The sequence below is a fragment of the Neobacillus sp. PS3-12 genome (assembly GCF_030915385.1).
Taxonomy (GTDB): domain Bacteria; phylum Bacillota; class Bacilli; order Bacillales; family Cytobacillaceae; genus JAEVLT01.
The window spans coordinates 1,699,803-1,714,508 of sequence record NZ_CP133268.1; the positions used below are offsets into that span (position 1 = coordinate 1,699,803).

The following is a 14,706-nucleotide window of genomic DNA, read 5'->3' on the forward strand; positions in this document are numbered from 1 at the left end:
ACAGTGCTTAAAGAGAGGTGGCACTTACTATGAGCAGATTTTCATATTCACTAAGGAGGATAACGATGGGAATTTTATCTGGAAATCCAAAAGAAGAGCCTTTACACTACGGGGAAGTCTTTGATATTTGGGCTTCACAACTAGTCGGAAATGGTCTGATTGCAGGTTATCAAACGATGTTGAACCACGCAGGTGATGAAGATTTAAAGAAGTTATTAGTAGAAGCAATTGAAATTTGCCAGCAAGAAAAAAAACATGGTGAAGAGCTATTAAAAGAAAACGGTATCGGCTTACCACCTGCTTCTCCCGAGCCTCCGGTCGCATGTTTGGAGGATATTCCAGTAGGTGCAAGAATTCCAGATCCAGCAATTGCAGCTACACTTTCTGCTGATATTGCTGCTGGATTAGTAGCTTGCAGCCAAGTAATCGGAAAATCCATCAGGGAAGATGTTGCTATGATGTATGGTCAATTTCATATCCAAAAGGCAGCCCTTGGAGCAAAAGTGCTTCGTTTAAATAAAGAAAAAGGATGGCTCATCCCTCCACCACTGCATCTAAATAAACATGGTGATTGTTAATTTTTTTTGACACGGTTATTTCTAGCCGTGTTTTTTATTATGCCTACCCAGGAGTTTATTCGAAAAAAGCAATCGAAAATGGATAAAAAAATGGCTCAGTATTGTGAACTGAGCCATTTGCAAATCGGTTACATTTTCGATTGTATTTTCGGTTTTGCGACGGGAAACTGAACTCTCTTTTTCAAGTATTAACGGCGTTTCTTTTTCCGCTTCGTACTTTTTGAGATTGGTTCATTTTCATAATGCTTACGTTTCTTTTTCGCCTTACCTGCTTTGTCTACAGCATTCCCACGTTGATTCTTATCTTCTGCTTTTCCACGCCGTGGCTTTTTCTCATTGCTGCCTGTCTTAAACACCTTCGGAGCCACAGTCCGATCTCTAAGCGGTGTTCCTTTCATGCCAACGATTTCAAAATCAATTGATCTTTCATCTTTATTGACCTTAACGACCCGAACTGTTATTTCATCGCCAATGCGGAAAACATTCCCTGTCCGCTCACCAATCATTGCATAATGGCGTTCATCATAGCGGTAGTAGTCATCCGTCATATAGCTGACATGAACAAGACCCTCAATTGTATTTGGCAGTTCAACAAACATCCCGAAATTGGTCACCGAGCTGATAATACCATCATACTCTTCACCAATTTTATCCTCCATATACTCGGTTTTCTTCAATTCATCTGTTTCCCGTTCAGCCTCAACTGCTCGACGCTCCATCCTCGATGTATGGTCAGCAATTTCAGGCAGGCGGGCATTCCATTTTTCCCGTGTTGTTTCATCCAGCTTACCTTCGATTAAATAAGTTCGAATTAAGCGATGTACAATCGTATCCGGATAACGACGGATTGGCGATGTAAAATGGGTATAGAACTCCGTTGATAATCCAAAATGGCCAAGACATTCAGGATAATACTTGGCTTGCTGCATTGAACGCAACATGACAGTTGAAATAACCATTTCCTCTGGCTTCCCTTGAACCTCTTCAATGATTTCCTGCAATGCTCTTGGATGCACCTCATTGGCCGTCCCTTTGACAATATAGCCAAAGTTGGTGATAAACTCGAAAAATCTTCTTAGCTTATCTTCCTTTGGATCTTCATGGATACGATAGATAAACGGAACTTCCATCCAGTGGAAATGCTCAGCAACCGTTTCATTGGCAGCCAGCATAAATTCCTCAATCAAACGCTCAGCAACTGAACGTTCCCTTAGGACCACATCTGTCGGTTTCCCGTCTTCATCGACAAGAACTTTGGATTCTTTAAAATCAAAATCAATGGCCCCGCGATTCATCCGTTTATTTCGTAAAGTTGTGGCAAGCTCTTCCATTAGCTCAAACATTGGCACAAGCGACCCATAACGATTGCGTGTCTCTTCATCCTTATCAACGAGAATGCGGTTTACATCAAAATAAGTCATCCGCTCCGTTGTTTTAATAACACTTTGAAAAATTTCATGGTCAACAACGGTGCCATCGGAGCTAATTTCCATATTACAGGACAATGTTAATCGGTCGACTTTCGGATTTAATGAACAAATTCCATTGGACAAGCGGTGCGGGATCATTGGAATTACCCGATCGACCAAATAGACACTTGTTCCTCTTTCTTCTGCCTCCGTGTCAATTGCCGTTCCTTCTTTTACATAATAGCTGACATCTGCAATATGTACGCCTAATTTATAGTTCCCGTTCTCAAGCCTTGTGACCGTTACGGCATCGTCAAGGTCCTTTGCATCGGCGCCGTCAATTGTCACGATCACTTCATTACGAAGGTCACGGCGGTTAGCCAATTCACTTTCCTCAATCGTATCAGGTGTTTCTTCAGCCTGCTTTAATACTTCCTGCGGGAATTCAAGCGGTAGCCCGTGCTTATGGATCACAGAAAGGATGTCCACTCCTGGGTCATTTTTATGACCGAGAATCTCAACAATTTCCCCTTCCGCACTTTTTCTTCCTTCAGGATACGTTGTCAGGTTCACAACAACCTTATGCCCTTCAACCGCACCTTTTGATGTTGCTTTTGGGATAAAAATATCACTCGCAAATTTTTTATCATCTGGGATTACAAAGCCAAAATGCTTGCTTTCCACATACGTACCAACGATTTGCTGGGTTCCTCTTTCAAGAATCCGAATGACACTGCCTTCACGGCGCTGCCCAGTAGCATTTCCTGACACACGGACCATAACCGTATCCCCATGCATTGCGTTATTCGTTTCTGTCGGCGGAATAAAAATATCATCCATCCCAGGCTCATCGGGTGCCACAAAAGCAAATCCTTTTGAATGCCCAATCAGCCTGCCGCGAACTAGGTTCATTTTTTCAGGAAGGCCGTAGCGGTTACTCCTTGTGCGGACAACTAGTCCTTTTTCTTCCATATGAACGAGTGCTTTCACAAATTCCTTGAAATCCGTCGAGTCTTCAATCCCGAAGGCTTGTTCAAGCTCTTGAACAGTTAACGGTTTATAGACCTCGTCTTTCATGTAATGCAAAAGCTTGTCGATATGCTTTTGAATAGAATCTTCCAAATAAATTCCTCCTTATAAGTCATCATTCCAATCTAATTTTTCTAAAAAGTTATAAACATCCTCATGTAGCTGGTTGCGTTCTTTATCAAGTGTAATAACATGCCCTGACTGTTCATACCATTTTATTTCTTTAAAATCGGATTCTACTCTATTGTATATGATATTGGCACTGTCAGTGTTGATCATTTTGTCATGTCTTGCTTGAAGAACGAAAGTTGGTGCGTAGATGAGATCCACATGTTCACGAACATCTGCAATTAACTCTTGCAGAGCTTTTAGTGTTTGCATGGGTGTTTTTTCAAAGTTTCTCATTTCTTCTTCAATTTGCTCTGGCGATTTTCCTTCATGATTTTTATATTCTTTTGCATATTCAAGAATTCCTTGATACATGGTTTCTTCACTTTTTATATACATAGGTGCACACATTGGAATAATTCCTTTTATAGGAACAGTGTAACCCAATTTTAAAGAAAATACCCCGCCAAGCGAAAGACCGGCCACAGCAATTTCGTTATGTCCCATATTTTTTAGGTGTTCGTATCCATTTATTACATCCTGCCACCAATCTTCAGGTCCGGTATGGACGAGTTCCTCCTGGAGGAACGGCGTGGCCTTTGTAGTGAGGTGCATGGCAGGTATAGCCTTTTTTTTCGAGGAAGCGGCCTAGCATGCGGACATCGGCTGATGTTCCAGTAAATCCATGCAAGAGGAGCACTGCTCTTTTCGGCTTTAAAGGTAAATGGTTTTGTAATCTTGACTTTCATTGTAATCCCCTTTTCTATTCCACTCCTTATAGTTTTAGCAAAGCAATGAATAAGATGCCAGAAAAAAGACTTATTTACTTCTTGTATGGGGTCGAAATGTTTTTTAAAATGAAGGTAAAATGGAGGTGAATTATGATTGTTGTGAAATCACGTTGTGAATCAGAAGAATTATTGGTATTTGGAAGTTTACATTTGCGAATGGGCTTATGTTCTAGTGATACCCACTATTATTCAAATTTGGAAAAAGGTTATCAGGGCGAGCTGGCGTTTGATCGAATGGCGGAAGCACATCTTTCCGATGATTGGCTGGCTATCAATGATTTGCTGCTTGAACATCATAACCGAATTTTTCAAATAGATTCTGTTTTGGTAAGGAATGGTCGGATGTTTTTAAATGATGTGAAAAATTTTGATGGTGACTACATGATGAAAGATGGTTTTTGGTATACTGCTTCCGGGAGTGAAATTGACGATCCATTGGAGCAATTGGAACGATGTGAGTCTCGTTTGCGCCGACTGTGCCGTGATCTTGGCTTTTCTTTCCCCATTGAATCCCGCCTTGTGTTTGTGAACCCCGAGTTTTATCTCTTTCAAGCTCCTCTAAATTTACCGATTATCTATCCTGCTCACCTCAATCGCTACATGAATCAATTAAAAATGAAATCAGGCAAATTAACTGAACGCGATATGAAACTTGCGCAAAAGCTGGCTTCCCTCCATAAAAAGAAATCGCCAATTACAAGGGTTCCTCCATATACGTATGAACAATTGAAAAAAGGGCTTGCTTGTGCCTGCGGGTGTGGGTTTATGAAGGTGCACAACAGAGAGATATTAGTCTGTTCGGTTTGCAACCGACTGGAACCTGTGGAATTGGCTGTTTTGCGGAATGTTGAGGAATTAAAGAGGCTGTTTCCTGATCTAAAAATAACTACATTTGTTGTGCATGATTGGTGTAAGATTATAAATTCGAAAAAGATTTGGAGGATACTTAGAAACAACTTTGAACTAAATAGGAACGGAAGGTCTTCATACTATGATCAGAAATAAACATTTATGCTAATTGGAAGTTATATTCATTCCACTTCCCCTGAATTTCCTTGAAAAGTGGAATGATTGGCTTTTATTCATTCCACTTTTCCTTAGATTCATTGGAAAGTGGAATGATTAGCTTTTCTTTCCACTTCTCCTTAGATTTCCTTGAGAAGTGGAATGATTAGCTCCTATTCATTCCACTTCTCCTTAAATTTCTTTGAAAAGTGGAATGAATCGACCTTTTTTCACTGAATTCATATTTCGTGTTTAAAAAACAAAAAACCCAGCAATCCCGCCAGGTTTATGATCTCGGTATATTATATTTTGAAATAACTAACCCCAACTGCGAGCAAGAAGAAGAGTACCGATAACACAACAGTTATGCGGTGTAGGATCAAATCGATACCGCGTGCTTTCTGTTTTCCAAACAATTGCTCTGCACCACCAGAGATGGCACCAGATAAGCCTGCGCTTTTTCCAGATTGTAATAAAACAATAATGATAAGTGCGACACTAACGATTACTAATAATGTAACAAATAATGCATGCATGTAAGACACCTCCTGTTAGACGTACATTTCACAGTATTTTAAATTTACCACATTCGGTACCGTTTAACAATAGTACAACTTGTGTCAGGATTCCTAAAAAAAGATGCACCAGCGTCCAGGTGCACCTTCTTTTGAAAAATTACTTGCGTAGGTTATAGAAAGATTTGATTCCGTTGAATTGAGCGACTTCACCAAGATTGTCTTCGATGCGAAGCAATTGGTTGTACTTCGCAATACGGTCTGTACGGGAAGCAGAACCTGTTTTGATTTGGCCGGCATTTGTTGCAACAGCGATATCAGCGATTGTGCTGTCTTCTGTTTCACCAGAACGGTGAGAAACTACAGCTGTGTAACCAGCGCGCTTAGCCATTTCGATTGCATCAAATGTTTCAGTCAAGGTACCGATTTGGTTTACTTTGATCAGGATGGAGTTCGCAATACCTTTTTCGATACCTTCAGCTAATTTCTTCGTATTGGTTACAAATAAGTCGTCACCAACTAATTGAACTCGTTTGCCAAGACGATCTGTTAAAAGCTTGTGGCCTTCCCAGTCGTTTTCGTCTAAACCGTCTTCGATTGAAATGATTGGGTATTTATCGCAAAGCTCTTCGTACCAATCAACCATTTCAGCAGAAGTTTTTACAACGCCTTCGCCTGATAGATGGTATTTGCCATCTTCTTTGTTGTAGAACTCAGATGATGCTGCATCCATGGCAATTTTAACTTCTTCGCCTGGTTTGTAGCCAGCTTTTTCAATCGCTTCAATGATTGTTGTAATGGCTTCTTCATTTGACTTAAGGTTTGGAGCAAAACCGCCTTCATCACCAACAGCAGTGTTGTAGCCTTTACCTTTAAGAACTGATTTTAGGTTATGGAAAATTTCTGCGCCCATACGTAATGCTTCTCTGAAGTTAGGAGCACCAACTGGCATAATCATGAATTCTTGAATGTCTACGTTGTTATCGGCATGCTCACCGCCATTAATGATGTTCATCATTGGCACTGGAAGCTGCTTAGCGTTGAATCCGCCAAGGTATTGATATAAAGGAACATCTAAATAGTCAGCAGCTGCGCGGGCAACAGCCATGGAAACACCAAGGATGGCGTTAGCTCCTAATTTTCCTTTATTTTCTGTTCCATCAAGCTCGATTAAGCGCTGGTCCACGCCAACTTGGTCAAGAACACTGAACTCTTCGCCAACGATGACTGGAGCAATAATGCTGTTTACATTATCGACAGCTTTTAAAACACCTTTGCCAAGGTAGCGCTCTTTATCGCCATCACGAAGTTCAACTGCTTCGTATTCACCTGTAGAAGCACCACTTGGTACTAAAGCGCGTCCGAATGCGCCAGATTCAGTATAAACTTCAACCTCAACAGTTGGATTACCGCGGGAATCTAATACTTCACGTGCATATACATCAACAATAAATGGCATTTTTTTCTCTCCTTCATGGATACAAGATTATTTTATAATCGTTTTTCCTGTCATTTCTTTAGGTTGTTCAAGTCCTAAAAGCTGTAGCAAGGTTGGGGCTAAATCAGCAAGGACTCCGCCATCACGCAATTCCACTCCATGTTTTGTTAAAATAACTGGAACTGGATTAGTTGTATGGGCTGTCATTGGGTTGCCTTCAATGGTAATTACTTCATCAGCATTACCATGGTCAGCCGTAATGATCGCAACGCCGTCTTTTTCAAGGATTGCGTCAATAACTTTTCCTAAGCATTCATCAACAGTCTCAATCGCTTTGATGGTTGGTTCAAGCATTCCTGAATGTCCAACCATATCAGGATTGGCAAAGTTTAAAATGATAGCATCGAATTTATCGTCATGGATTTCTTTCAGCAACGCATCTGTAACTTCATATGCACTCATTTCCGGTTGAAGGTCATAGGTTGCGACCTTTGGTGAGTTGATCAATATCCGCTCTTCCCCAGGGAACTTTTCTTCACGTCCCCCATTAAAAAAGAATGTTACATGTGGATATTTTTCCGTTTCAGCAATTCGAAGCTGTTTTAAACCATTTTGCGATAAAATTTCACCAAATGTATTATCCAAATTTGTTGGTTTAAACGCAACATATCCTTGAACTGTCTCACTGAAATGAGTTAAGCAAACAAAATGGAGATCTTTCGGATGCTTCGGTCCGCGATCAAACGAGCGGAAGTCTTCATTCGTAAACGTATTCGAAATTTGAATCGCTCTGTCTGGACGGAAATTATAGAATATAACAGCGTCATTATCTTGGATCGTTGCAACAGGCTGTCCATCTTCTTTTGTCACCACAGACGGAAGAACGAATTCGTCGAAAATTCCATGCTCATAAGAGTCTTTCACAACATCAATTGGATTGCTGTAGGAAGGACCTTCGCCGTACACCATGGCACGATAAGATTTTTCAACGCGCTCCCAGCGTTTGTCGCGGTCCATTGAATAATAGCGGCCGGAAATAGTCGCAAATTCTCCAACGCCGTACTCCTTCATTTTCTCCAGTGTTTCCTGAATATATGTTTCTGCTGTTTTTGGACCGACGTCACGACCGTCAAGGAAAGCATGAACATATACCTTTTTCAGGTCATGATCTTTCGCAAGTCTAAGAAGCGCAAACATATGATCAATATGGCTGTGAACACCGCCGTCAGATAAAAGGCCAAAAAGATGCAAAGCTGTATCATGTTTTTTCACATGGTCAACTGCCCCAAGGAAGGTTTCATTTTTGGCAAATTCTCCTTCACGAATAGCAATACTTACACGTGTTAAATTTTGATAGACAACCCTACCAGCACCAATATTGGTATGACCTACTTCCGAGTTACCCATTTGTCCGTCTGGAAGACCCACTGCTTCGCCGCTGGCAAACATGTGCGCATGCGGGAACTCTTTCCATAATCGATCAAAATTTGGTTTTTTCGACTGTGCAACAGCGTTTCCTTTAACTTCACTTCTGCACCCAAAACCATCAAGGATGATTAAGGCTACGGGTGATTTACTCATAACTTCCTGCCTCCACTAATTCTAAAAATGATTGTGCTTCAAGGCTAGCGCCGCCAACAAGAGCACCATCAATGTCTGGCTGGGCCATATACTCTTTAATATTCCCTGGTTTTACACTTCCGCCATACTGAATTCTAAGGGCTTCAGCTGTATCCTGTGAAAATTGTTCAGCCACTACCTTGCGAATTAGAGCACAAACCTCATTTGCATCTTGTGATGTTGAGGATTTTCCTGTACCAATGGCCCAAATAGGTTCATAAGCAATAACGGTTTGTTTTACTTGTTCTCTAGAAAGACCCGCTAAAGCCTTTTTCACTTGGTCGCCAACTAATTGCATGGTTTCGCCATTTTCGCGTTGCTCCAATGTTTCACCCACACAAACGATTGGCAAAAGGTTGTATTTAAATGCTGCCAATGTTTTTTTGTTTACTGTTTCGTCTGTCTCATTAAACATCTCGCGACGTTCTGAGTGTCCGATGATCACGTATTTAACGCCTAAATCTTCAAGTGCTTTTGGGCTAGTTTCGCCTGTAAAAGCACCTTGTTCTTCAAAATGCATGGTTTGTGCGCCAATGGCTACTTCAGTGCCTTTTGTTGCTTCAACAAGGCTGTTCAAAAATAAAGCTGGTGCACAAATAACTGATTCTACTTTATCGCTAGAAGGAACACTGTTTTTTACTTCTTCTGCAAAGCTTGTTGCTTCGGAAAGTGTTTTATGCATTTTCCAGTTTCCTGCAATAATTGGTTTTCTCATGTTGCCCCGTCCTCTCATAAGTGTTGTGCAATATTATTTAATGCCCGACTTGGTTCATCGGTCGCTTCTTCTTTTTTACTTGTCGTTTAAAGCGACAACACCTGGAAGTTCTTTTCCTTCCATAAACTCAAGTGATGCACCGCCGCCTGTTGAAATATGACTCATTTTATCGGCAAGATTGAATTTTTCAACTGCTGCTGCAGAATCACCGCCGCCAATTACAGAATATGTACCTTCTGAGTCAGCAAGTGCTTGTGCAACTGCTTTTGTTCCACCGGCAAATTTATCAATTTCAAAAACGCCCATTGGTCCATTCCAGATGACCAATTTTGATTTTTGAATCACTTCACGGTAGATCTCTTGTGTTTTTGGTCCGATATCAAGTGCTTCCCAATCAGCAGGAATTTCTTCAATTGGAACGATTTTTGAATTTGCATCTGCTGAAAAGTCATCTGCAACTACTGCATCAACCGGCATGTAGAAATTTACGCCTTTTTCTTTTGCTTTTGCCATAAAGGTTTTGGCTAAATCAATTTTATCTTCTTCGAGAAGTGATTTACCAATTTCATGACCTTGTGCCTTAACAAATGTGTAGGCCAAACCGCCGCCGATAATCAAATTATCAACTTTTTCTAAAAGATTATCAATGACACCGATTTTGTCTTTTACTTTAGCGCCGCCAATAATGGCAGTGAAAGGACGCTCTGGATTGGAAAGTGCTTTTCCTAGCACTTCAAGCTCTTTTTCCATTAAAAAGCCTGATACTGCCGGAATATGATGGGCAATTCCCTCAGTGGATGCATGTGCACGGTGTGCCGCACCAAAAGCATCGTTAACATATACATCTGCAAGCTCTGCAAATTGCTTCGCAAGTTCTGGATCGTTCTTTTCCTCACCTGGATAAAAGCGAACATTTTCGAGAAGAAGAACATCTCCATCGTTCATGTCAGCAATCAAGGCTTTGACAGAATCTCCGTATGCTTCGTCTGCTTTTTTTACATCTTTACCGAGCAACTCTGAAAGTCGAATTGCTACTGGTGTTAAACGCATCTCTTCGACAACTTTCCCTTTAGGTCGACCAAGATGGCTAGCTAAAATGACTTTGGCTCCTTGCTCGATCAAATATTGGATCGTTGGAAGCGCAGCACGAATTCGTGTATCATCAGTGATTTTTCCATCCTGCATTGGAACGTTAAAATCTACCCGACAAAAAATGCGTTTTCCTTTCACATCTACATCTTTTAATGTCTTTTTATTCATGCGCTTATAACCCTCCTGATTGTAAGTAGAAAAGGCACAGAAAAAGGAGCGGGGAATCCTCCCCGCTCCCCTTTGAAAAGCATTTAAAATAACCCTAGTCCATTATAGACGTTTCTCGACAAAAATTCCATAAACGTCCACTTTTGGTAAGATTAAAATCCTTTTTTAGCGATAAAGTCAACAAGGTCAACTACACGGTTAGAGTAACCAACTTCGTTATCGTACCAAGAAAGTACTTTTACCATGTTTCCTTCAAGAACCATTGTTGATAATCCATCAACAGTTGAAGAAACAGTTGCGCCGTTATAATCTTTAGATACTAATGGAAGATCTGTGTAAGCCAAAATTCCTTTTAATTCGCCTTCAGCAGCAGCTTTTAATTCTGCGTTTACTTCTTCTGCAGTTACGTCTTTTTCAAGCTCTGCTACTAAGTCAACTACAGAAACGTTTGAAGTTGGTACACGCATAGCCATACCATTTAGTTTCCCTTTTAGTTCAGGAAGTACAAGTGCAACAGCTTTTGCAGCACCAGTAGTAGTTGGAATCATGTTTTCTGCAGCTGCACGAGCACGGCGATAGTCTTTATGTGGTAAATCTAAGATTTGTTGGTCGTTTGTATATGAGTGAACAGTTGTCATCATACCACGCTTGATACCGAATTTTTCGTTTAATACTTTTGCAAATGGAGCAAGGCAGTTTGTAGTACAAGAAGCGTTAGAGATAACATGATGGCTAGCTGCATCATATTTATCTTGGTTAACACCCATAACGATTGTGATATCTTCGTTAGAAGCTGGAGCAGAAATGATAACTTTTTTAGCGCCTGCTTCAAGGTGTTTTGCAGCGTCATCGCGTTTTGTGAAACGGCCTGTTGATTCAACAACAACTTCTACACCAAGTTCTCCCCAGCCAAGTTGTGCAGGATCGCGTTCAGCAAGAACTTTTACTTTTTGACCGCCAACTACAAGGTATTGTCCATCAACCGTAACGTCCTCTGCAAGAGTACCGTGAACGGTGTCATATTTTAAAAGATGTGCAAGCATATTTGCATCTGTTAAGTCATTAATTGCTACGATTTCAACATTCGAGTTATTTAGAGCTGCACGGAACACATTACGTCCGATACGTCCAAAACCATTAATACCAACTTTTACTGTCATTTTATAGTTCCTCCTTTGTTTACGAAAAAAGAAATATTTTATATAAAAAGGATTTAACCTTTTAATAACTTTTTTGCTGCGCCTTCATCTGTAATGAGAATGGTGGATGAAGGGGCTTGTTTCATATAGGCTCTTATGGCCCTTGCTTTACTTGCCCCGCCTGCAACAGCGATAATGTGGGGAATTTTTTCAAGGTCCTTTAATTGCAAGCCGATAATCAATGACTTGTGAATCACTTCACCGGCCTCATTGAAGTAATAGCCAAATGCTTCGCCAGTTGCATTACCGTCCTTTAGCTTTTGGATAAGCTCAGGACTTGTATTTCTGTGTTCTGCCATTGTAATGGCATCACCAATTCCATGTATGACCATATTGGAAGATTGGATTAAAGCTAAAATCTCATGAATACTTGGTTCTTTGATCAACGATTCATAAATCTTCTCGCTGACTTGGTCTGGAACATAAAATACTCGATGCTTAGAACGGGTGTTTTGTGCCATGTTTGCGCATATGACATTCGCTTGATTCCGAACATCTTCACCAATACCGCCTCGTGCTGGTACAAACAAGAGCTCTTTTTCACCTAAGTCAGGAGTAAGTTGTTCAGCAACAGCAGCCATCGTTGAACCGCCAGTGACAGCGATAATATTTTCCCCGTCAAGTAGTCTTTTCATGCAGGAGGCACAAGCTTTACCAAGGTCAATTTTAGCCATTGGTGTTTCATCACTATCCCCTGGCACAATCATCACCCTTCGAATGCCAAGGCGATGCTTTAACTCCAGCTCAATTTCATCGATGCCTCTTAGTTCTCGCATTACACCTTCAAGGTCTTCAAGTAGATTTTTTCCTTCAAGGGTTAAACTCATTCCAATACTATTTGCCTTCACCAAGTTTTGATCTTTTAAAAAATCAACTTCACTGCGAAGGATTCTTTCAGTATACCCAAGATTGGCTGCAAGACTCCTCCTGCCGACAGGCTGCATAAAACCTATATATCGGAGAATGGTGTACCTTTTTTGCATGACTTGAAGAAGGTCAGGTAATAATGTTCTTTGAATATCAATGAACGATCGCACAGATAGCAGCTCCTTTACTCTGTTATAGTTGGTCGACATAAGTCCCGTGTAGACTTATTATGTCCCACTATAACTAAAAAAAATCACTCCTGCTACAAAATCTATTTTAACAGGAGTAAAAATCGATTTCAACTTAAAAGTATTCTTGAAAGCGATTACGAACAAAAATTTTATTAATTTGGCCAAATCCTGCCTCTTTTCCATTAATTAAAAGTACAGGAATCATTAATCCGTACTTTTCCGTTAATTCATCACTTTGATCAATATCAAATTCTTCTATCGTAAATGAATATTCGTCTTTTAGTTCCATAATTGCTTCTTTTGCTTGTTCACAAAGGTGACATTGCTGTCGAGTATACAAAGTGAGGGCGAGTTGAGACATGCTCTGGTCTCCTTTCAGGTTCTAATACCTTTTTCTTTTCGATGATGAAGGGATTCCTAATTGGTCCCGATATTTGGCAACCGTCCTCCTCGAAACGACAATTCCTTCTTTTGTTTTTAACATTTCAACAATTTCCTGATCTGAATATGGACGCAGCTTGTTTTCTTTTTCAATTAAATTTGAGATAACATTTTTCACCTGCGAAGAGGATGTACTCTCATCATAAACCGTTTGAATGGTACTTGAAAAAAAGGTTTTGAGCGGAATCGTTCCAAAAGGTGTTTGCACAAACTTTTCCCGTACAGCCCGGCTGATTGTTGATTCATGGACATCCAGTTCCAATGCAAGTTCCTTCATTGTCATTGGATTTAAATATTGAGAACCCTTTAGAAAAAATTCCACCTGCTTTTCCGCGATTTTCGTAATGACCTTCGCTAAGGTTTCCTTTCGTTGTTCGATGCTTTTCATGATCCACTGGAAATCCTGTAGCTTTTCTTGGAGGAACTTTCCGACATGGTGATCTCCACTCGTTGAAAATTGCTTATAGTATGGTTCATTGAAGTTAATTTTAGGAGTGGATGCCTCCCATAACCGAACAGAAATGCCACCGCTTGTTACTTCGATTATGGCATCAGGCACAATATAGTGAGTATGATCTGTTGAAAATTCCGCACAAGGCTTAGGATTTAATTGTTGGACACGGTCAAATATATCTTGAATTTCTTTTATTGATACTTGCAACTCTTTTGCAAGCATCCTCCATTTTTTTTCTGCAAAAAGGAGAAAATGATCCTTTATTATTTTTTGAGCAAGTTCATCATCTGGAAATTCCCATTCCAATTGCAGCAGTAAGCATTCCTGAAGGTTCCTTGCTCCAACCCCTACCGGCTCAAGGCCTTGAATAATCGTTAGACATTCATCCACTAAGTCCTTAGATATATTTCTTTTTTGGGCAATCTCTTCAGTATCCCCTCTGAAGTAACCGCTTTCATCCAAATATTTTAAGAGATCTTTAATGGTCGATAATTGAAATTTGGAGTATTTTTTAAAATTAAGCTGTGACAAGAGCTGATCTTCAAGTGAGAAGGATTGATCGGCAATCTGTTCAATCCAATCGTTCTTCTTTTCAGCTTTGCCTTTATTCTTGTTATTCTTACGGCTTGATACATCTCCTATTGTAATGAAGGGATTTTCGAGCGCTTTGTTCTCCAAAAATTCAGTTAATTCCTGTGTCGAGTATTGCAGCAAAGCAATTGCCTGCGATAATTCCTGAGTCATTGTCAGCTTTAAGGTCTGTTGCTGCCATAATCCTGCCTTTAAATTCATATCCAATCCCCCTTACATATATTTTACAATATTCGCTAAGAAAAAATAAGATGGGTATAAGCAGTATTTTTTAGAATCACGCTTGTTTTAATGGAAATAGATGACCATTTTTTCAAAAATATGATATATTTTTGAAGGATCATATATTTAGAGATTTTTTAGAAATAAAACAGATTTAGTCTTAAGGTGAAAATTAGATTACAAATCGACAATTCGCATTGATAAAATGTCAATAAATGTTGTATATTGCAATTAACAGTTTTCCTTCAATACGCTTTTAAAACACATGAATTC

12 protein-coding genes and 1 pseudogene are annotated in these 14,706 nt (G+C 40.1%); 2 read left to right on the forward strand and 11 right to left on the reverse strand.

Annotated features, from left to right (window positions below; translation table 11 throughout):
* Nucleotides 1-65: 65 nt before the first annotated feature.
* Nucleotides 66-578 (forward strand): DUF3231 family protein, encoded by a 513-nt coding sequence (locus RCG17_RS08820; RefSeq protein WP_308174808.1) that lies wholly within the window; start codon nucleotides 66-68, stop codon nucleotides 576-578.
* Between the two features lie 188 nt (nucleotides 579-766).
* Here the strand turns inward: RCG17_RS08820 and rnr are convergent, their stop codons facing one another.
* A complete protein-coding gene (gene rnr, locus RCG17_RS08825) occupies nucleotides 767-3,109 on the reverse strand; it encodes a ribonuclease R (RefSeq protein WP_308174809.1) in 2,343 nt (780 codons plus the stop codon).
* 12 nt (nucleotides 3,110-3,121) lie between these two features.
* Nucleotides 3,122-3,873 (reverse strand): annotated as a pseudogene (locus RCG17_RS08830) (alpha/beta hydrolase).
* A gap of 132 nt (nucleotides 3,874-4,005) precedes the next feature.
* Between RCG17_RS08830 and RCG17_RS08835 the strand changes: the two are divergent.
* Complete coding sequence (locus RCG17_RS08835) at nucleotides 4,006-4,920, forward strand: nuclease-related domain-containing protein (protein WP_308174810.1); 915 nt, start codon at nucleotides 4,006-4,008, stop codon at nucleotides 4,918-4,920.
* Between the two features lie 302 nt (nucleotides 4,921-5,222).
* Here the strand turns inward: RCG17_RS08835 and secG are convergent, their stop codons facing one another.
* From secG to rpoN, 9 genes are all read right to left on the reverse strand, one after another.
* Nucleotides 5,223-5,456 (reverse strand): preprotein translocase subunit SecG, encoded by a 234-nt coding sequence (secG, locus tag RCG17_RS08840; RefSeq protein ID WP_308174811.1) that lies wholly within the window; start codon nucleotides 5,454-5,456, stop codon nucleotides 5,223-5,225.
* A 139-nt stretch (nucleotides 5,457-5,595) separates the two neighbouring features.
* On the reverse strand, nucleotides 5,596-6,894 hold the full coding sequence (eno, locus tag RCG17_RS08845) for a phosphopyruvate hydratase (RefSeq protein WP_308174812.1): 1,299 nt from the start codon (nucleotides 6,892-6,894) through the stop codon (nucleotides 5,596-5,598).
* Between the two features lie 27 nt (nucleotides 6,895-6,921).
* Complete coding sequence (gene gpmI / locus RCG17_RS08850; RefSeq protein WP_308174813.1) at nucleotides 6,922-8,454, reverse strand: 2,3-bisphosphoglycerate-independent phosphoglycerate mutase; 1,533 nt, start codon at nucleotides 8,452-8,454, stop codon at nucleotides 6,922-6,924.
* A complete protein-coding gene (gene tpiA, locus RCG17_RS08855; protein WP_308174814.1) occupies nucleotides 8,447-9,208 on the reverse strand; it encodes a triose-phosphate isomerase in 762 nt (253 codons plus the stop codon). Before tpiA ends, gpmI begins: the two co-directional genes overlap by 8 nt.
* Nucleotides 9,209-9,283: 75 nt before the next feature.
* Nucleotides 9,284-10,468, reverse strand: a complete 1,185-nt coding sequence (gene pgk / locus RCG17_RS08860; RefSeq protein ID WP_308174815.1) for a phosphoglycerate kinase — start codon at nucleotides 10,466-10,468, stop codon at nucleotides 9,284-9,286.
* A 152-nt stretch (nucleotides 10,469-10,620) separates the two neighbouring features.
* Nucleotides 10,621-11,628: a type I glyceraldehyde-3-phosphate dehydrogenase gene (gap, locus tag RCG17_RS08865; protein WP_308174816.1), complete on the reverse strand. Its 1,008-nt coding sequence runs from the start codon at nucleotides 11,626-11,628 to the stop codon at nucleotides 10,621-10,623.
* Nucleotides 11,629-11,681: 53 nt separating this feature from the next.
* On the reverse strand, nucleotides 11,682-12,704 hold the full coding sequence (locus RCG17_RS08870; protein ID WP_308174817.1) for a sugar-binding transcriptional regulator: 1,023 nt from the start codon (nucleotides 12,702-12,704) through the stop codon (nucleotides 11,682-11,684).
* A gap of 133 nt (nucleotides 12,705-12,837) precedes the next feature.
* Nucleotides 12,838-13,086, reverse strand: coding sequence for a glutaredoxin family protein (locus RCG17_RS08875; RefSeq protein WP_308174818.1), 249 nt, complete (start codon nucleotides 13,084-13,086; stop codon nucleotides 12,838-12,840).
* 21 nt (nucleotides 13,087-13,107) lie between these two features.
* Nucleotides 13,108-14,412 (reverse strand): RNA polymerase factor sigma-54, encoded by a 1,305-nt coding sequence (gene rpoN / locus RCG17_RS08880; RefSeq protein WP_308174819.1) that lies wholly within the window; start codon nucleotides 14,410-14,412, stop codon nucleotides 13,108-13,110.
* Nucleotides 14,413-14,706: the final 294 nt, after the last annotated feature.